Below are 17,792 nucleotides of genomic sequence, written 5' to 3' on the forward strand. Positions count from 1 at the left end.
GCCGCCTGAGGCGGGGTCAGCCGAGCACCGCCGAGCCGCCGATCGGCAGGTCCCACAGGTCCGCGCGGTCCCGGCCCGCCTTCTCCCAGGCCGCCCGCACCCGGGTGAGCGGTTCCAGGACCGGTTCCGCCGAGAGGATGAACGTGCCCCAGTGCATGGGGGCCATACGGCGGGCGCCGAGGTCGACGGTGGCCTGGACCGCTTCCTCCGGGTCGCAGTGGACGTCGCTGAGCCACCAGCGCGGGTCGTAGGCGCCGATGGGCATCAGGGCGAGGTCGATGCCCGGGTAGCGGCGGCCGATGCGGGAGAACCAGTGGCCGTAGCCGGTGTCGCCGGCGAAGTACAGGCGCTGCCCGTCGGGCGCGGTCAGCACCCAGCCGCCCCAGAGGCTGTGGCAGGTGTCGGTGAGGGTGCGCTTGGACCAGTGGTGGGCGGGCACGAAGTCGAAGCGCACACCGGAGAGTTCGGCGCCCTCCCACCAGTCCAGCTCGGTGACGCGGGTGAACCGGCGGCGGCGGAACCAGGGGCCGAGGCCAGCGGGCGCGAACACCGGGGTCTCGCGCGGCAGCCGGCGCAGGGTCGGGGCGTCCAGGTGGTCGTAGTGGTTGTGGCTGATGACGACGGCGTCCACGCGCGGCAGGTCTTCCCAGGGCACGCCCACCGGGGTGACGCGGGCCGGGGTGCCGAGGATGCGGCGGGACCAGACGGGGTCGGTGAGGACGGTGAGCCCGCCGACCTGGACGACCCAGCTCGCGTGGCCCGCCCAGCTCACGGCGAGGGTGCGGGCGTCGACGCGGGGCAGCGGGGCCGGCGCGTACGGCAGGCGGGGGATGTCGGCGAGACCCTCGGGGCCGGGGCGTACGGCGCCTTCGCGGGCGAAGCGGGCGAGGCCCTTCAGTCCGGGCAGCGGCGCGGTCAGCCGGTCGTGGAAGGCGCGCGGCCACACCCGGTGTTCGCCCAGCGGACGCGGCTCGGCCAGCGGGGGGAAGGGTACGGCGCCGGGGACCGGTGTGCCGGGTACGCCGGCCGCCGTGGTCGTCGCGGCCGGGCCGGGCTCGTGCGTCTGCTGCGTCATCGAGGAGGCTCCCATCGCTGAGCGTCGTCGCCAAGTTCGTCGAAGGCCGACCGCAAGGAGGCCAACGCGCGGTGCAGGTGCGGCAGTTCCAACGGGGCCGGGGAGGTGAGCCCCTCCGTGCGCTCCTCGTCCGTGCCGCCCAGCAGCGGCCCGGTGGAGAGCCGTACGCGCAGCGCCCCGAGGTCGTCGCCGAAGCGGTGGCCGCCGGGGGCGGGCATGCCGAGCCGGGCGGTGAGGAAGTCCTCCAGTTCCTGCGCGTCGCCGACGCCCCGGGCGGCCAGCGGCTCGCGGAGCGGGGCGAGGTCGGCGTACAGGTGACGGCCGGCCGCCGGGGGCCGGGCGAGCGCGCCGGCGGCGACGACGGCGGCGTGCGCGGCGGCGGCCACGCGCGCGTGCAGCCGTACGGCGGCCTCCCGGCGCTCGATGACGGGCGGCGGTTCGTCCAGGGCGTAGCCGGCGGCCGCGGCGACCGGTCCGGCGAGGGCGGCGCCGAGACCGGTGAGGATGTCCAGCACGCGCGCGTGCAGGTGCCGGCCGGCACCGGTGGCCGGGAAGCGGGCGACGGCGGCGGGCCAGGCCGGGGGCAGCAGGGCACCGGCCAGGTCGGTGACGACGGTGACGGCGTCGGGCCACATCTCGGCCGGGCTGAGCAGGACGGTGCCGTGCGGGGCGTGCACGGTGTCGCGCCAGGTCTCGTCGCTGGCCAGGTGCAGGCCCTCGGCGGTGGCGGCCTCCACGGTCTCGTGCAGCAGTTCGGGCGGGGCGACACCGGCGGTGGGATCGTCGGCGACGGACAGCACCAGCAGCCGTGGGTCGCCGCCCTCGGCGCGGACCCGGCGGACGGTCTCCAGCAGCGCGTACGGGTCGGGCACCCCGCCGCTCTCGGGAGGCGTCGGCACGTGGTAGACGGGCCGGCCCAGGATCCGGGCGTACGGCGCCCACCAGGCGGCGCAGGGCCGGGGCACGAGGACGTCGGCGCCGTCCCCGGCGAGCGCGGCGGTCAGGGCGAGCAGCAGGGCGGGCGCGCCGGGGCCCGCGGCCACCTGGTCGGGGACGCTGGGCAGCCCGCGCCGGGTCCAGTAGCCGCAGGCCGCTTCCAGCAGGGCGGGGGCGCCGCCGACCGGCTGGGCGTCGGCGCGGCCCGCGGCGGCGGCGAGCACGGCGGACAGTTCCGGGAGCACGGGCAGGCCGTCGCCCGGGAACGGCGGGCCGTAGCGGACGGGACCGTGGTCCTCCCGGCGGCCCCGCCCGGAGTCCGTGCGCCGCATGTCCGCCTCCGCGAGTCCGTGGTGCCGTGCCGCCGCCCGGCCCGGGCCGGGCGGCCGTCCCGGGCCGCCGTACCCGGGTGGGCGGGGCCCGGAAGTGCGGCGGGTGCCACCGGCGGGGCCCCTGGTGCCGCCCTCGGGAGGGTGTGTACCCGCCGCGCGGCCGTCCATGGCGCCGCCCCGAGTTGCCCAGGTCACATCCGCGGCCTCTCGGACGGATTCCTAGGCGGACCGGCCCGCCGCGGACCGTACGCGGCCGTACACCCGGTAGCCGGCGCCCGCGCAGGCGACGGCGATCAGCGCGGCACCGGCCGCGAGCGCCGGCACGGAGTCCCCGAAGACGCCGCCCCGGCCCGCGTCCACGCCGTGCTGGACGGCGGCGGGCGCACAGCCGTCGGCGCCGGGCGCGTCACCGCAGCCGTGACCACCGCCCGCACAGTCCGCGCCCGCGCACTCCTGCCCGCCGCCGTCCCGGCCACCGCCGTCCTTCCCGCTCCCGTCCCAGCCGCCGCCGTCCGGTCCTCCGCCATCCGGGCCGCCGCCGTCCGGTCCTCCGCCATCCGGGCCGCCGCCGTCCGGTCCTCCGCCGTCCGGGCCGCCGCCGTCGTGCCCGGCGGTGTCGTGCCCGGCGCCACCGTCCTGCCCGGCGTCCGCCCGCCCTGCACCGCCCAGATCACCACCACCCGGACCACCACCGCCCAGGTCACCGCCCGGGCCGATACCGCCCAGGTCACCACCGCCCGGGCCACCACCGTTCAGCTCACCACCGCCCGGGTCGGCACCGCTCGGAGCACCACTGCGCGAGCCACCCACGGCCTGCCCCCCACCGATCTGGCCCCCCACGGCCTGCCCTCCTCCCTCCTGCCCGCCGCCGAGCGGGTCGGCGCCGAGCGGCCCGGCGCCGGCCTGCCCGGACGCCTCAGCCCCGGGCTCCCTCCACCCGGCCCCGTCGTCGCACGCCGGGCCTCCCGGCTCGCCCTGGGCCGGGACGCCGGCACGCAGGCGGGCGGTGCCCGGGTAGGGAGGACCGGCCGCGCTGCCGCCGGTACCGGAGGCACCGTCCGGGTGCCCGGTGCCCTGCGCGGCGGCCGGCGGGGTGGCGGCGAAGGCGTCCGGGAGCAGCAGACCGGTGCCGGGATCGCAGGACGCGGGGACGGCAGGGGCGGCGGGGGCGGCGGGGGCGGCGGAGGCGGCCGGCCCGGTGAGGGCGAGCACGGCACCGGCGGCGAAGGCGGCGGACAGGGCGCGGGCGGTGCGGCGCATGGGAGGGACTCCTCGGCAGGCTGCGGCGGGCGGTCGGACGGCCGTGCGCCGGCGCACCGGTACCACGGCGACGCCGTACGGCGCCCGGCCACGGGGGCACGGTTCGGTGCCCTCGCTGTCATGACAGCCCGGCCGGGGCCGTACCGCGCGCGGCCGGAGCCCATTCGCGCGACACGCGGGGCCGGCCGGGTGACGGCACGCGCGGAGCCCGCACCTTCGGGCGCGCCGGAGGTTTTCCGGCTGCCGCGCAGGTGACTCGGTACCCGCTGGACCGACCGTCCGCTTCGTACCGCACCGGGGAGGTCTCTCCATGGGCACCAAGGTCTCGGACCACATCCTCGAGCGCCTGCGCGCCTGGGGCGTGGAACAGGTTTTCGGCTATCCGGGCGACGGCATCAACGGGCTGCTCGCCGCCTGGGGCCGCGCCGAGAACCACCCGCGGTTCATCCAGTCCCGGCACGAGGAGATGTCCGCCTTCGAGGCGGTCGGCTACGCGAAGTTCAGCGGACGTCTCGGGGTGTGCGCGGCGACGTCCGGACCCGGCGCGATCCACCTGCTCAACGGCCTGTACGACGCGAAGCTGGACCACGTGCCGGTGCTGGCGATCGTCGGCCAGACCAACCGGACCGCGATGGGCGGCTCCTACCAGCAGGAAGTCGACCTGCACACGCTGTACAAGGACGTCGCCTCCGAGTTCGTGGAGACGGTGACGGTGCCCGAGCAGTTGCCGAACGTGCTGGACCGGGCGATCCGCACGGCGTACGCCCGGCGCTGCCCGACCGCGCTGATCATCCCGGCCGACGTGCAGGAACTGGACTACTCGCCGCCGACGCACGCGTTCAAGATGGTGCCGTCCAGCCTCGGCATGAGCGAGTACACGGCGACCCCGACGGACGAGGCGCTGCGCCGGGCGGCGGACGTGCTGAATGCGGGCGACAAGGTGGCCGTCCTGATCGGGCAGGGCGCGGCCGGTGCCATCGCGGAGGTGCAGGAGATCGCCGAGATGCTCGGCGCGGGCGTGGCGAAGGCGCTGCTCGGCAAGGACGTGCTGAGCGACGAACTGCCGTATGTGACGGGGCCGATCGGACTGCTCGGCAGCCGGCCCTCGTACGAGATGATGCGGGACTGCGACACCCTGCTGACGATCGGCTCGTCGTTCCCGTACACGCAGTTCATGCCGGAGTTCGGCAAGGCGCGCGGGGTGCAGATCGACATCGACCCGCACATGATCGGCATGCGCTATCCGTACGAGGTGAACCTGGTCGGCGACGCGCAGGCGACGCTGCGGCGGCTGATCCCGCTGCTGACGGCGGACGGGCGCGGGCGCGAGTGGCACGACACGGTGTGCGCGAACGTCAAGCGGTGGCACGAGACGATGGAGCGGCGGGCCGGGATGTCGGCCGATCCGATCAACCCGGAGTACGTGGCGCGGGCGCTGGACCCGCTGCTGCCGGACAACGCGATCCTGACGTCGGACTCCGGTTCGGTCGCCAACTGGTACGCGCGGCACATCACGATGCGGGCCGGCATGCGCGGTTCGCTGTCCGGGACGCTGGCGACGATGGGCCCGGGGGTGCCGTACGCGATCGGGGCGAAGTTCGCCCACCCGGACCGGCCGGTGTTCGCGCTCGTCGGGGACGGCGCGATGCAGATGAACGGGCTCGCGGAGATGATCACGGCGGCGAAGTACCGGGACAGCTGGCCGGATCCGCGGCTGGTGGTGGCCGTGTGGAACAACCAGGACCTGAACCAGGTGACCTGGGAGATGCGGGCCATGGAGGGCGCGCCGTCGTTCCTGCCCTCGCAGTCGCTCCCGGACGTGCAGTACGCGGCGTTCGCCCGTTCGCTCGGCCTGACCGGCATCCGGGTGGAGAAGCCGGAGGACGTGGAGGCGGGCTGGCGGGCCGCCCTGGAGGCGGACGGCCCGGTGGTGATCGAGTTCCTCACCGACCCCGCCGTACCGCCGATCCCGCCGCACGCCACCTGGGAACAACTGCAGGCCACGGCCACGTCGATCCTGAAGGGCGACGCCGACCGGGGCGCGATGGTCAAACAGGGCCTGAAGGCGAAGATGCAGGAGTTCCTGCCGGGCCGGACCAGGCACTGACCGTACGGCACGAAGGCCGTGTCGGACGGGTGGCAGTGGGTACGCGGGGCGGACCTTCGACCCTCTGGAGGGAGATATGCAGCGAGGCAGTGACCGGCTGAGCGTCCATCGCGACGACGAGATGAAGCATGAACTGAAGGGTCTGCTCCAATCCGGCCATCCCACGCGCGTCGAGGAGTGGCACGACCCGGAGCCGGCCGCGGACGACGATCCGGAGGTCTGGAGCGGCCCGGTGGGCGGTCTGGGATCCCCGGCGTCGCTGGAGCGGACCCGGCTGGAGCTGGCCCGGCACCTGAGCCGGCACGCCTTCCCCGCGCAGCCGGGCGAGCTGGCCCGCGCGCTGCGCCGGAGCAACGCGCCCGGCGGGCTGATCGACGGTGTGGCCGGTCTGCCGCACGGGGACCGGTACCAGAACGTGCAGCAACTGGCGCAGGCGCTGACCGGCGGCGCCTGAGCCACGGCCCGGCCAGACGGGGGCCAGGGGAAGGAAGCGGCGCGCCCGGGCCTGCGGGGCGGCGCCGCGGAAGCTGAAAGGAGACAGGACATCATGCGTATCGCGTTTCTGGTGGCACCGGAGGGTGTCGAGCAGGTCGAGCTGACCGAGCCGTGGAAGGCGGCCGAGGGCGCCGGGCACGAGCCGGTGCTGGTGTCGACCGAGTCCGGGAAGATCCAGGCGTTCAACCATCTCGACAAGGCGGACACGTTCCCCGTGGACGAGGTGGTGTCCGAGGCGTCGGCCGGGTCGTTCGGCGCTCTGGTGCTGCCGGGCGGGGTGGCCAACCCGGACTTCCTGCGGATGGACGAGAAGGCCGTCGCGTTCGTGAAGGAGTTCTTCGAGGGCGGCCGGCCGGTCGCCGCGATCTGCCACGCGCCGTGGACGCTGGTGGAGGCGGACGTCGTGCGCGGCCGGGTGCTCACGTCCTGGCCGAGTCTCGCCACGGACATCCGCAACGCCGGCGGCACCTGGGTGGACGAGCAGGTGAAGATCTGCGACCACGGTTCCAACCAGTTGGTGACCAGCCGTAAGCCGGATGATCTGAAGGCGTTCTGCGAGGCGTTCCTGCACGTGTTCGCCGGCGAGGCCGGCTGATCACCGGATGGTGTGATGCGTAAGGGCCGGCCCCGGCGGGGCCGGCCCTTTTCTGTGCGCGCGGTACCGCGGATGTCAGGTGCCGGACGTGCCCGGGGTCGCCCCCTCGCCGCTGCCGCGCTCACGGGCGCCCTCGCGGGTGCGGGCCGCGCTGACCAGGCGGCGCGGGTTGCGGCGCAGGTACTCGCCCTCCAGTTGCGCCATGCGCTCGTTGTGGGCCCGCAGGGCGTCGTTCGAGCCGTACAGGAGGGTGTCGTGGCGCGTGCGGTGGATCGTCTCCAGCTCCTTCATGAGCTGCTGGTCGTCCAGCCGGCTGGGGTCGACTCCGGTCATGGTGGTGCCCCGCTCGTCGTGTTCGTTCATGGCCTACGGGTACCCGCCCGGCGCGCACTGCCTCCGAGTGATTTCCGGGAGGGACCCGGGGCGCCGGGTCCCTGGGTCCACTGTACGAACTTCCGGGGTGACGCGCCGGTGGGCGTGCCGGGCCGGGCCGGCCCGGATCACCTGCTCCGCTCGACCCGCCGTTCGTCCCAGACCGGCTCCGCGGTCTCGCGGACCCGGCCGTCGCTGCCGAAGACCAGGAAGCGGTCGAAGGAGCGGGCGAACCAGCGGTCGTGGGTGACCGCCAGCACCGTGCCGTCGAACGCCTCCAGCCCCTCCTGGAGCGCCTCGGCGGACTCCAGGTCGAGGTTGTCGGTGGGCTCGTCCAGCAGCAGCGCGGTGACGCCGGCCAGCTCCAGCAGCAGGATCTGGAAGCGGGCCTGCTGTCCGCCGGAGAGCCGGTCGAAGGACTGCTCGGCCTGCCGGGTGAGTTCGTAGCGGCGCAGCCGGGACATGGCCGCGCCCCGGTCCTGGGCGTGCTCCTGCCAGAGGATGTCGAGGAGGGGGCGGCCCTGCAGTTCGGGGTGGGCGTGGGTCTGCGCGAAGTGGCCCGGCACGACCCGGGCGCCCAGTTTCCACCGCCCGGTGTGCGCGACGTCCTCGCCGGCCAGCAGCCGCAGGAAGTGCGACTTGCCCGAACCGTTGGAGCCGAGGACGGCGACCCGTTCGCCGTAGAAGACCTCCAGGTCGAACGGCCGCATCAGACCGGTCAGTTCGAGTTCCTCGCAGGTGACGGCCCGTACGCCGGTGCGGCCGCCCTTCAGCCGCATGGTGATCTCCTGCTCGCGGGGCGGCTCCGGCGGCGGTCCGGCCTCCTCGAACTTGCGCAGCCGGGTCTGTGCCGCCGCGTAGCGGGAGGCCATCTCGTGGCTGACGGCGGCGGCCTGACGCAGGCTCAGCACCAGCTTCTTCAACTGGGCGTGCTTCTCGTCCCAGCGGCGGCGCAACTCCTCGAAGCGGGCGAAGCGTTCGCGGCGGGCCTCGTGGTACGTGGCGAAGCCGCCGCCGTGCACCCAGGCGTCGGCGCCGGCGGGGCCCGGTTCGACGGAGACGATCTTCTCGGCGGCGCGAGCGAGCAGTTCGCGGTCGTGGGAGACGAACAGGACCGTCTTCCGGGTCTCCTTGAGCTGTTCCTCCAGCCAGCGCTTGCCGGGCACGTCGAGGTAGTTGTCCGGCTCGTCCAGCAGCAGCACCTCGTCGGTGCCGCGCAGCAGCGCCTCCAGCACGAGCCGCTTCTGCTCGCCGCCGGACAGGGTGCGCACCTGGCGCCACTGGGCGCGCTCGTAGGGCATGCCGAGGGCTGCGGTGGTGCACATGTCCCACAGGGTCTCGGCCTCGTAGCCGCGCGCCTCGGCCCAGTCGGCGAGGGCCTGGGCGTAGCCCATCTGGGCGGCCTCGTCGTCGACGGTCATCAGGGCGTGCTCGGCGGCGTCCACGGCCCGCGCGGCCTCCCGGAGGCGCGGCGGGGCGACGGAGACCAGCAGGTCCCGTACGGTCGTCTCGTCGCGTACGGAGCCGACGAACTGGCGCATCACGCCGAGGCCGCCGCTGACCGTGACGGTGCCGCCGTGCGGTTTCAGCTCACCGGAGATCAGCCGCAGCAGGGTGGTCTTGCCGGCGCCGTTCGGGCCGACCAGCGCGACGGTCGCCCCTTCGCCGACCCGGAACGAGACATCGCCGAGCAGGGCCCTTCCGTCGGGCAGGTAGTACTCCAGGTGCGCGGCTTCCAGATGTCCCATGGGCAGGCATTGTGCGGGGCCCCCGGCACCGGGGGCAAACCCATATCCTCCGGCACCGCGCACCACCCGTCCGGGGACGGCTCCGCCGTCGCACAAGGCGGGTCACGGTCCCGGCTGAGCTATCCGCCCTATGCAAGCACTTTCAACAATTTGCCGCTGGCCCTCACGATCGCTCCCAGTCCGCCAGACGCCGTGCCTGGGAGCCTGATCGACATGTTTTCCCGTGCCCGTGCGACCGCAGCACGGCCTGCCCATCCGATGTCTCAAATGAAAAACTTTGCGTCATCTTGCGCAAGGGTCCGGCGACGCTTCCGGCGGCCGGAGCGCGGCCGGGAGGTGACGTCCGGATGTCAGCGCGGAGAGGTTCCCGGGGGCCCGCACCCCTGCGACCAGCCTCAGGGGGCATGCCACCCGCCACCGTGCCCGTTCGTTCAGGACTTTGATGAAGCAGCCGAAAAAAATCGGGCGATGCGGCCGGAACGCGTCCCCGGGTGAACGCAACGAGCACGTTCGGTCACGTTCCGATTCCAAGCTGTGTTGGGATGTGCGCGGACGGCGGGCACGGGCCCGCCGCCTCCCGTTCCGAAGGGAATGACATGCTCGCGATACGCGATCGGGTCCCGGCCGCCTGGCGGCCGGTCCTCTTGCTCGCCGTGCTCCTCGCCGGACTGCTCGCCGGCACCGCTCCCCGCGCCCACGCCACCACGGCCGAGGACGCCTCGGTCACCTTCCGGGTGCAGGCCACCACCCAGGGCGAGACCCTGCTGGTGTCCGGCAGCGCTCCGCAGCTCGGCTCCTGGGACCCGGCCAAGGCCGTCCCCCTGGGCACCACCGCCAGCGCCTATCCGCAGTGGTCGGCCGGCGTGCGGCTGCCCGTCGGCGCCACGGTGCAGTACAAGTACATCAAGCGCTCCCCCACCGGGGCCGTGACCTGGGAGAGCATCCCCAACCGCAGCCTGACCGTCTCCCCGGACGTGCCGGGCACCGACGACCGCTGGAACGCCGGCCAGGTGACCGCCGCCTTCCACGCCACCGCCTCCACCACGTGGGGCCAGAAGCTCTACGTCTCCGGCGACCTGGCCGACCTCGGCGGCTGGGACCCGGCCAAGGCCCTCCCGCTGACCACCGACTCGGCGTCCTACCCGCTGTGGTCCGGCGCCCACCGGCTGCCGTCCGGCACCGCCGTGCAGTACAAGTACCTGAAGAAGAACCCCGACGGGACGGTGATCTGGGAGAACGGTGACAACCGCACCGTCACGGCACCGTCCACCGGCACCCTGACGCTCGACGACACCTGGCGCTGACACCGCCGGCACCGGGGCCGAGGGGTATGGGACAGATACCCCTCGGCCCCGGCACCCGCCAGTGTGCCCGGCACCACGGACGGACGGAAACGGGCGCGGCCCGAGGGCCTGCGCTCCGGATCAGGCCCGGCCCGAGGGCCTGTCGCCCCGATCAGGCCGGGCTCGCGAGCCTGTCGCCCCGATCAGGCCCGGCCCGAGGGCCTGTGGTCCGGATCAGGCCGGGCTCGCGGGCCCGGACACCGCGCGGCGACACCGCGCCTGATCCGCCCGGCCCGGACGGCCCGGGCGGAAGGCCCTGGATCAGCCCGGCACGATCCGCACGTGAGGCCCCTAGACGCCCCGGGCCGCGTCCAGCGCGTCCCCGGCCGGGCCGCCCTCGCCCGCCGGCTCCACCAGGGCGCCCTCCCAGGACAGGACCTGCCAGCCGTCGTCCGGGGAGCCATCCAGGACGACCACGCCGGTGTTCTCCAGCGGGCGGGCCGCGGCGAAGGCGACGTCCACGTTGGCGGCGCGGGCGGCGGTCCAGACGCGGATCGCGGCGCCGTGGCTGACCATGGCGACGGTCCGGACCCCGCTCGCGGCGGCCTCGGCGACCACGGCGTCGTACCGGGCCAGGGCCTCCGCGCCGCTCTCGCCGCCGGGCATGCGCAGCGCGGTGTCCCCGGCCGCCCACGCGAACGCCGTGCGCAGGTACCGCTCGCCCTGCGGGGAGTGTCCGGGCAGCATCTCCAGGTCGCCGGCGGACAGCTCGCGGATGCCGTCCCGGACGAGCACCTCCAGGCCGCGGGCGGCGGCCAGCGGTGCGGCGGTCCGCTGGGTGCGGACCAGTGTGGAGGCGTAGAGCGCCCCGATGTCCTCGCCGGCGAGCGCCGCGGGCAGCGCGGCGGCCTGTGCCTCGCCGAGCGGGGTCAGTCCCGGGCCGGGCACCGCGGTGTCCAGCAGGTGGTCCAGGTTGGACGGGGTCTGGCCGTGGCGGACGAGGAGCAGGCGCATCCGGGGTTCTCCTCCCGCGCCGGACCGCCGGCGCTCGGGGACACGAAAAGGGCACTTCAGGGTAACCGCACCGCATGAGCCCAGATCTGGACCTGACTGATCCCGCGGCCGCCGCCCGTGCCCCGCTGCGTACGCTGCTCGACCTCGACGGGCGGCTGTTCGAGGCCGCCGCCGCCTGGAACTGGCCCGGCGCCGAGCGGGTGCTGCCCCGGCTGAGCCGGAGCGCGAACCACGGCGTGCTGTGGTTCGCGACGGCCGCCGCCATGGCCGCGAGCCGCACCCCCCGGGGCCGCCGGGCGGCGGTCCGGGGCCTGGCCTCGCTCGGTCTGGCCTCGCTGACGATCAACACCCTCGGCAAGCGCTCGGTGCGCCGGGCCCGGCCGGCGCTGGACCCGGTGCCGCTGGTGCGGCGGCTGAAGCGGCAGCCCATCACCACGTCCTTCCCGTCCGGGCACGCGGCCTCCGCCGCCGCCTTCGCGGCCGGGGTGGCCCTGGAGTCCCCGGCCTGGGGCGCGGCGGTGGCACCGGCGGCGTTCTCGGTGGCGGCGTCCCGGGTCTACACCGGGGTGCACTTCCCGAGCGATGTGCTGGCCGGGGCGGCGCTCGGGGCGGGCGCGGCCTTCCTGGTACGGCGGCTGGTGCCGACCCGCGCCCAGGTACGGCGGCCCGCCCGGCCGCGGGCCGAGGTCCCGGCGCTGCCCGAGGGCGACGGTCTGGTGATGGTCGCCAACCAGGCGTCGGGGACGGCGGACCGGGTGCGTGCGCTGCACGCCGCGCTGCCGGCGGCGGAGATCGTCGAGTGCGCGCCGGAGGACGTCGGGGAGGAACTGGAGAAGGCGGCGGCCCGGGCGCGGGTGCTCGGGGTGTGCGGGGGCGACGGCACGGTGAACGCGGCGGCGGAGGTCGCGCTGCGGCACGGGCTGCCGCTCGCGGTGCTGCCGGGCGGCACCCTGAACCACTTCGCCTACGACCTGGGCGTGGAGGACGAGCGCCTGCTGGCCCGGGCGGTCCGGCACGGCGAGGCGGTCCGGGTGGACGCGGGCCGGTTCACCGCCGGGGACCGGCAGGGCCTGTTCCTCAACACGCTGAGTCTCGGCGTGTACCCGGAGCTGGTGCGCGCCCGGGACCGCTGGTCGCACCGGATCGGCGGCTGGCCGGCCGGGGTGCTGGGCGCGCTGCGCGTGCTGCGGGCCGACCGGCATCCGCTGGAGGTGGAGGTGGGCGGGGACCGGCGGCCCCTGTGGCTGCTGTTCGTCGGCGCCGGCGTCTACCACCGCATGGGGCTCACGCCGGGCCGCCGCACCGATCTGGCGGACGGGCTGCTGGACGTGCGGGTGGTGCACGGCAGCCGCAGGCCCGCGCTGCGGCTGCTCGCGGCGGCGGTCGCGGGCCCGCTGACCCGGTCGCCGGCGCACGCGGCGGTGCAGGTGAACCGGCTGCGGCTGACCGGTCTCGCCCCGGACACCCCGCTGGCCTACGACGGCGAGGTGACGGCGGTGTCGGGCGAGGTGACCCTGGAGAAGCTGCCGGAGGCCCTGACCGTCTACCGCCCGCTGAGCCTGAACGGCTGAACACCGCACCGGCCCGCCCCGGACCCCGGCCCACCCCGGACCCCGGCCCGCCCATCGGACGCGCGTCCGCATGGCGAGATCGGGGTCTCACCATGCGGGTGGCGCGCGTACCGTGGTGCCGTACCGGCGGGCGGGGCCCGGCCGGTTTCGGCCACGACGGGTGAAGAGGCACAGCCATGCCGGAAGCACGGGAGAGCGCCGTCTACACGCACGGACACCACGAGTCGGTGCTGCGTTCGCACACCTGGCGTACCGCCGCCAACTCCGCGGCCTATCTGCTCGGCTCCCTGAAGCCCCACATGAAGATCCTGGACATCGGCTGCGGGCCCGGCACCATCACGGCCGACCTGGCGGCCCTGGTCCCCGACGGCCACGTCACCGGAGTCGACCAGGCGCCCGGCGTCCTGGAGCAGGCCCGGGCCACCGCCGCCGCACGGGGTCTGGCCAACGTCGACTTCGCGGTGGCCGACGTGCACGCCCTGGACTACCCGGACGACACCTTCTGCGTGGTCCACGCCCATCAGGTGCTCCAGCACGTGGGCGACCCGGTGCGGGCGCTGCGGGAGATGCGCCGGGTGACACGGCCGGGCGGGTTCATCGCCGTACGCGACGCGGACTACGCGGCGATGACCTGGTACCCGGCGGTGCCCGGGCTGGACGACTGGCTGGACCTGTACGAGCGGGTGGCCCGCGCCAACGGCGGCGAGCCCGACGCCGGGCGCCGGCTGAGGGCGTGGGCGCTGGCCGCCGGCCTGACCGACGTCACCGCCACCTCCAGCACCTGGACCTACGCCACGGCCGAGGAGCGGGCATGGTGGAGCGGGCTGTGGGCGGACCGCACGCTGGCCTCCGCCTACGCCGGCCGGGCCACCGCGGGCGGTCACGCCACCCCGGAGCGGCTGCGGGCCGTCTCCGGGGCGTGGCGGGAGTGGGGCAGGCGCGAGGACGGCTGGTTCGCCGTGCTCCACGGGGAGATTCTGTGCCGCAAAGAAGCCTGATCCGTGAATTTACGGAAACACGATCGGCAGGAGGTTCACACTATGGTTCCCATTCTGCTGGTACTGCTTCTGGCCGTCGTTCTTTTCGGCCTCGGCTTCGCCGTGAAGATTCTCTGGTGGATCGCCCTGGCGGTCCTGGTCATCTGGCTGCTGGGCTTCCTGGTCCGCAGCACGAGCGCCGGAGGCGGCCGGGGCCGCTGGTACCGATGGTGAGGTGACGTCCGCGGACGTCTCAGTCACGCGGCAGCAGCGGTCCGAGCGGCCCGAGGTCCAGGTTCAGGTCCTCGGGCCGCAGTCCGTAGCGGTCGCGCAGCTCGGCCATGCGGTCCTCCAGGAGCATGAGGGTGAGACCGATCCGCTCCTCCTGCTCCTCGGTCAGGTCACCGGTGTCGAACCGGCGCACGGCCTGCCGCTCCATGAGCTGGCGCAGCAGTTCCACCACGGTCAGCACCAGTTTCACCAGGTCGCGCTCGACCGTGTCGGGTTCCAGGTCGAGCCGTTTGCGCGCGCTCACAGCAGCTCCTCGAAGGGTGAGGGGACCGTTTCGTTCACCGAGCTGATCAGCGCGTTCAGATCGATGCGGACGAGATCGACGTCCGCGATCCGCAGGGTGATGTCCCCGGTGATCACGACCCCGCCGGCCAGCAGCCGGTCGAGCAGGTCGACGAGTGCGATCTCCCGCCGTTCGACGACGGTCACGACGCGGCCTCCCCGGTGAACGAATAGGCGGCCCACGGGCCGGTGAGTTCGACCCGGATCCCGGATTCCTCGTCCTTCGTGCGGTCCACGAGTTCCACGAATTCCTCGGAATGCGCCCGGGACACCAGATAGGCCGCGTTGAGCACGTTCTTTCCCGCCGCGCCGGACAGCGCGGAATTCTGCGGCGCGTGCAGGCGGACGTCCTCGGCGCGCCCGGCCAGACGCTCGTGCAGCGACCGGGCGAACCCCTCGGCCCGCTGCCAGGTCTCCTCCCGGGCCTGGCCGCGCTCGCGCCGGCGGCGCAGGTACTCCCGGCCGCTTCCCGGCTTGGCCTGCGGCCCGGCGGGCACGGGCTCGGCCGGCTCGGGCTCGGCTTCGATGTACACCTTCACGCCCCACTCCACCCGGCCGTCCAGCCGGTCCAGCAGGGAGCGGAAGTGGTCCTCCCGGGCCTCGATCATCGTGCGCACGGCGCTGTCGTCGCGGAAGACGGTGGCGAGCCGCAGCGGCAGCGGGGTGGTGACCGTGGTGAGCGCGTCGACCACGCCCTGGTGGGCCCGGGCGGTCGCGGAGAGCCAGTCGAGGTCCTCCAGGTGGGCCTTCAGCGCGTCCTCGCAGAAGTCGGCCTCCGGGACCGTACTGACCACCGCGACCAGCCCGTGGTGGTGCAACAGGGCCGGCGGAGCACCGCCGACGCCCGTGAGCTCCGCCTGCAGCGGCGTCCCGAAGGGGCGGCACACGGCGTACACGTACCGCAGTCCGGTCATGGTGCCTCCCTCGGGGCGCGGCCGAGTTCCAGTTCCTCCAGCCGGGCGAGCCGCTCTCTCAGCTCGGCGTTCTCCCGGGCCAGCTCGTCGCGGCGGGCCCCGGAGGACAGCGCCGGATCGGTCTCCCACCAGTCGATACCCATCTCCTTGGCCTTGTCGACCGACGCGACGATGAGGCGCAGCTTGATGGTGAGCAGTTCGATGTCGAGCAGGTTGATCCGGATGTCACCCGCGATGACGACACCCTTGTCGAGCACGCGCTCCAGGATGTCGGCGAGGTTGGCCCCCGAGCCCTGGCCATAGGGCTCGGGGAAACGGCCGGGTGTCGTCATCGACGGCCCCCGCGCCCGGCGTACTCGGGTTCCTCTTCCTCGTCCTCCGCCTCTTCCGCCGCTTCCGCGTCCTCGTCGTACTCGGCGTCCTCGGCGTCCTCGGGTTCGGCCTCGTCCTCGTAAGGCTCCTCTTCGTCCTCCTCGGCCTCGCCGGACTCCGCGTCCTCCTCGTCCTCGTACGGGCCCTCTTCCTCGTCCTCGTACGAGCCGTCCTCCTCGTCCTCGTCCTCCTCCGGGGCCTCTTCGCCGTCGTAGGACTCCGTCTCCTCCTCGTAGGGCTCCTCTTCGGCCTCCCCGGGCTCCGCGCCCTGGACGCCCTCGTCGCCCTCCTGGGGCTCCTCGCCCTCGTCGGTCTCCTCGGGCTCCTCGTCCTCCTGGGGTTCCTCGGACTCGTCCCCGGACGCCTGCGCCTCGGACTCCTGGTCCTGGTCCTGCTCCTGTTCCCGCTCCTCCTCGGCCACGGCGTCCTCGTGGCTGCGGACCACCTCGCCGTCGCGGATCTCGCCGCGCCAGGCGTCCTCCGCCTCCCCCTTGAGGGTGATGAAGCGGGCGAAGTTCTTCAGGTCCAGCCTGGCCCGGCGGCCCTGCGCGCGCCAGATGTTGCCGGTCTTCTCGAACAGACCGGTCGGGTAGTACTCGATGACCAGCAGCACCCGGGTGAGGTTCTCCTCCAGCCGGTGGAAGGAGACCACGCCCTTGGTGGTGCCCTTGGCGCCCTCCGACGTCCACTGGATGCGGTAGTCGGGTATCTGCTCGGTCGTCTGCGCCTTCCAGCTACGGCTGGACCAGAAGATCTTCGCCTGCCAGTCGGAGTGGGTGTCGTCGGAGCGGCTCGCGCTCTTGACGCCCTTGGCGAAGGTGCTGAAGCTCTGGTACTGCGTCCACTGGTCGTAGGCGGTGCGCTGCGGCACGCCGACGTCGACGGACTCCATGATGACGGTGGGCTTCTTGCCCGCGCCGCCCTTCTTGCCCTTGCTGCCCCCGAGGCTTCTGACCGCGTCCATCACGTTCTCCTTGGCGCGGGAGGCGCCCACCTCCAGGGCGGAGCGCAGCGGGCCCTTGCCCTCGGCCAGCTTGCGGCCGCCGTCGAGCGCCAGCTTGGCGAAGCCGGGGCTGTTGCCCTCGGCGATGTCGTTCAGCTTGCCCGTGGTCTGGCCCAGCTTGCGGCCGAGGCCGGTGAGCATCTTCGTGGCCTGCGCGGACAGGTACTCCTGTGCCTCGGCCTTCAGCCGGTCGGCGGCCTCGCTGTGGGCGATCTGGGCCAGCGGGCCGTCCTGTCCGGTGGCCTTGCCCGCCGCCCGGCCGGCGGATCCCTGGGTGTCGGTCATCGGTCATCGCCGCCCTTCGACGGCCGTGCGGCGGCGCGTCCGGCGCCGGTCGTCTGCTGCGCGGCCTTGCGGGCCGCGGTGGTCTTCTTGGCCGCCGTCTTCTTCGCGGGAGCCGTCTTCTTGGCCGCGGCCTTCTTGGCGGGGGCCGTCTTGTCCGGTGCCTTCTTGGCCGGTGCCTTGCCGCGCGGCCCGGCCTCCCGGTCCCCGCCGCCGTCGTCACGGCCGCGTTCCCGGCGCTTCTCGCGCGGCTCGGCGCTCTCCTCGTCGTCCGTCTCGTCCTCGGAGCCGCCCGGCGCGGCGCCCGACAGCTGGTCCCGCACCTGTGCGGTACGGCCCTGCAGCCGGTCGGCGAGCGAGTTGAGCTGCCGCTCGACCATCGCGCCGGAAGCCGCCTTGCCGACGCCCCGCATGTCCTGGCGCAGCTGGTCCCCGATCTCCTTGAACTGGGGGTTGCTCTTCAGCTGCTGGCTCACCACGTCCGCGAGCATCTTCGGGCTGAGGTTCAGCTTCTTGCCGGCCACCAGGGAGCCGACGGCGAGCGCCATCTTCAGCTTCTTGGTGCGTCCGAGCATGTATCCGGCCCCTACGGCGAGGCCCAGTGCCGTTCGGTTCATCGTCCCGTTCCGTTGCCTGTGGTGTCGCCGGAGCGCAGCGCGGTCTCCAGCCGGTCGAGCAGTTCGTCCTCGGTCCGGTCGAACTCCTCCTCGGTGATCTCCCCCGCCTCCAGTCGCTCTTCGAGACGGGCGAGTTCGGCCCGTACGGTGGCGGGGTCGTAGTAGATCCGTTCCGCCTCGCGGAGCACCTGTTTGACGGCCCACGCGCTGCCGCGCACAGGCGCGAACGGCAGCATCAGCACTTCGCCGATCAGTCCCACGGTGGT

General features: G+C 74.1%; 20 protein-coding genes. 7 read left to right on the forward strand and 13 right to left on the reverse strand.

What is annotated here, in order from left to right; all coding sequences use genetic code 11:
• Positions 1-16: 16 nt before the first annotated feature.
• The 3 genes from ACZ4SV_RS25805 to ACZ4SV_RS25815 all read right to left on the reverse strand — a co-directional run bounded on the left by ACZ4SV_RS25805 (position 17) and on the right by ACZ4SV_RS25815 (position 3,603).
• A complete protein-coding gene (locus ACZ4SV_RS25805; RefSeq protein ID WP_468006768.1) occupies positions 17-1,075 on the reverse strand; it encodes an MBL fold metallo-hydrolase in 1,059 nt (352 codons plus the stop codon).
• Positions 1,072-2,343: an aminotransferase class I/II-fold pyridoxal phosphate-dependent enzyme gene (locus ACZ4SV_RS25810; RefSeq protein ID WP_468006770.1), complete on the reverse strand. Its 1,272-nt coding sequence runs from the start codon at positions 2,341-2,343 to the stop codon at positions 1,072-1,074. Before ACZ4SV_RS25810 ends, ACZ4SV_RS25805 begins: the two co-directional genes overlap by 4 nt.
• 219 nt (positions 2,344-2,562) lie before the next feature.
• Positions 2,563-3,603: a hypothetical protein gene (locus tag ACZ4SV_RS25815; RefSeq protein WP_468006772.1), complete on the reverse strand. Its 1,041-nt coding sequence runs from the start codon at positions 3,601-3,603 to the stop codon at positions 2,563-2,565.
• Positions 3,604-3,913: 310 nt separating this feature from the next.
• On the opposite strand from ACZ4SV_RS25815, the gene ACZ4SV_RS25820 reads away from it, so the two are divergent.
• The 3 genes from ACZ4SV_RS25820 (at position 3,914) to ACZ4SV_RS25830 (ending at position 6,800) form a co-directional block, all read left to right on the forward strand.
• Positions 3,914-5,710 carry a thiamine pyrophosphate-requiring protein gene (locus ACZ4SV_RS25820; protein ID WP_468006774.1) on the forward strand — a complete coding sequence of 599 codons (1,797 nt, stop codon included), beginning with the start codon at positions 3,914-3,916 and terminating at the stop codon, positions 5,708-5,710.
• Positions 5,711-5,786: 76 nt separating this feature from the next.
• Complete coding sequence (locus ACZ4SV_RS25825) at positions 5,787-6,164, forward strand: DUF2795 domain-containing protein (RefSeq protein ID WP_365878835.1); 378 nt, start codon at positions 5,787-5,789, stop codon at positions 6,162-6,164.
• Between the two features lie 93 nt (positions 6,165-6,257).
• Positions 6,258-6,800 carry a type 1 glutamine amidotransferase domain-containing protein gene (locus tag ACZ4SV_RS25830; RefSeq protein WP_365878837.1) on the forward strand — a complete coding sequence of 181 codons (543 nt, stop codon included), beginning with the start codon at positions 6,258-6,260 and terminating at the stop codon, positions 6,798-6,800.
• 75 nt (positions 6,801-6,875) lie between these two features.
• On the opposite strand, the gene ACZ4SV_RS25835 is transcribed toward ACZ4SV_RS25830, so the two are convergent.
• Positions 6,876-7,163, reverse strand: a complete 288-nt coding sequence (locus ACZ4SV_RS25835; protein WP_365878839.1) for a DUF6158 family protein — start codon at positions 7,161-7,163, stop codon at positions 6,876-6,878.
• 137 nt (positions 7,164-7,300) lie between these two features.
• Entirely contained in the window at positions 7,301-8,920 is a 1,620-nt protein-coding gene (locus ACZ4SV_RS25840) for an ABC-F family ATP-binding cassette domain-containing protein (RefSeq protein WP_365878841.1), read from the reverse strand.
• A 596-nt stretch (positions 8,921-9,516) separates the two neighbouring features.
• Between ACZ4SV_RS25840 and ACZ4SV_RS25845 the strand changes: the two genes are divergently transcribed.
• On the forward strand, positions 9,517-10,224 hold the full coding sequence (locus ACZ4SV_RS25845; RefSeq protein WP_468006777.1) for a CBM20 domain-containing protein: 708 nt from the start codon (positions 9,517-9,519) through the stop codon (positions 10,222-10,224).
• A gap of 330 nt (positions 10,225-10,554) precedes the next feature.
• Here the strand turns inward: ACZ4SV_RS25845 and ACZ4SV_RS25850 are convergent, their stop codons facing one another.
• A complete protein-coding gene (locus tag ACZ4SV_RS25850) occupies positions 10,555-11,217 on the reverse strand; it encodes a histidine phosphatase family protein (RefSeq protein ID WP_468006779.1) in 663 nt (220 codons plus the stop codon).
• Between the two features lie 74 nt (positions 11,218-11,291).
• Between ACZ4SV_RS25850 and ACZ4SV_RS25855 the strand changes: the two genes are divergently transcribed.
• From ACZ4SV_RS25855 to ACZ4SV_RS25865, 3 genes are all read left to right on the forward strand, one after another.
• Complete coding sequence (locus ACZ4SV_RS25855; protein ID WP_365878847.1) at positions 11,292-12,788, forward strand: bifunctional phosphatase PAP2/diacylglycerol kinase family protein; 1,497 nt, start codon at positions 11,292-11,294, stop codon at positions 12,786-12,788.
• 176 nt (positions 12,789-12,964) lie between these two features.
• Positions 12,965-13,786: a class I SAM-dependent methyltransferase gene (locus ACZ4SV_RS25860; protein WP_468006781.1), complete on the forward strand. Its 822-nt coding sequence runs from the start codon at positions 12,965-12,967 to the stop codon at positions 13,784-13,786.
• A gap of 42 nt (positions 13,787-13,828) precedes the next feature.
• On the forward strand, positions 13,829-13,999 hold the full coding sequence (locus ACZ4SV_RS25865) for a hydrophobic protein (RefSeq protein ID WP_365878851.1): 171 nt from the start codon (positions 13,829-13,831) through the stop codon (positions 13,997-13,999).
• A 19-nt stretch (positions 14,000-14,018) separates the two neighbouring features.
• Here ACZ4SV_RS25865 and ACZ4SV_RS25870 read toward each other — a convergent pair whose 3' ends face one another.
• The 7 genes from ACZ4SV_RS25870 to ACZ4SV_RS25900 are packed head-to-tail and all read right to left on the reverse strand — an operon-like array spanning position 14,019 to position 17,786.
• Complete coding sequence (locus ACZ4SV_RS25870; protein WP_397938672.1) at positions 14,019-14,300, reverse strand: gas vesicle protein K; 282 nt, start codon at positions 14,298-14,300, stop codon at positions 14,019-14,021.
• Positions 14,297-14,485, reverse strand: a complete 189-nt coding sequence (locus tag ACZ4SV_RS25875; RefSeq protein ID WP_365878855.1) for a gas vesicle protein — start codon at positions 14,483-14,485, stop codon at positions 14,297-14,299. The genes ACZ4SV_RS25870 and ACZ4SV_RS25875 overlap by 4 nt, the downstream gene beginning before the upstream one ends.
• Entirely contained in the window at positions 14,482-15,252 is a 771-nt protein-coding gene (locus tag ACZ4SV_RS25880; RefSeq protein ID WP_365878857.1) for a GvpL/GvpF family gas vesicle protein, read from the reverse strand. Before ACZ4SV_RS25880 ends, ACZ4SV_RS25875 begins: the two co-directional genes overlap by 4 nt.
• Entirely contained in the window at positions 15,249-15,584 is a 336-nt protein-coding gene (locus ACZ4SV_RS25885; protein ID WP_365878859.1) for a gas vesicle protein, read from the reverse strand. The genes ACZ4SV_RS25880 and ACZ4SV_RS25885 overlap by 4 nt, the downstream gene beginning before the upstream one ends.
• Positions 15,581-16,912: an SRPBCC family protein gene (locus ACZ4SV_RS25890; protein ID WP_468006784.1), complete on the reverse strand. Its 1,332-nt coding sequence runs from the start codon at positions 16,910-16,912 to the stop codon at positions 15,581-15,583. Before ACZ4SV_RS25890 ends, ACZ4SV_RS25885 begins: the two co-directional genes overlap by 4 nt.
• Positions 16,909-17,526, reverse strand: a complete 618-nt coding sequence (locus ACZ4SV_RS25895) for a DNA primase (RefSeq protein WP_468006786.1) — start codon at positions 17,524-17,526, stop codon at positions 16,909-16,911. The genes ACZ4SV_RS25890 and ACZ4SV_RS25895 overlap by 4 nt, the downstream gene beginning before the upstream one ends.
• Positions 17,523-17,786, reverse strand: a complete 264-nt coding sequence (locus ACZ4SV_RS25900) for a gas vesicle protein GvpG (RefSeq protein ID WP_397938681.1) — start codon at positions 17,784-17,786, stop codon at positions 17,523-17,525. Before ACZ4SV_RS25900 ends, ACZ4SV_RS25895 begins: the two co-directional genes overlap by 4 nt.
• Positions 17,787-17,792 lie beyond the last annotated feature (6 nt).

Source organism: Streptomyces sp. NPDC027672 (assembly GCF_055566335.1).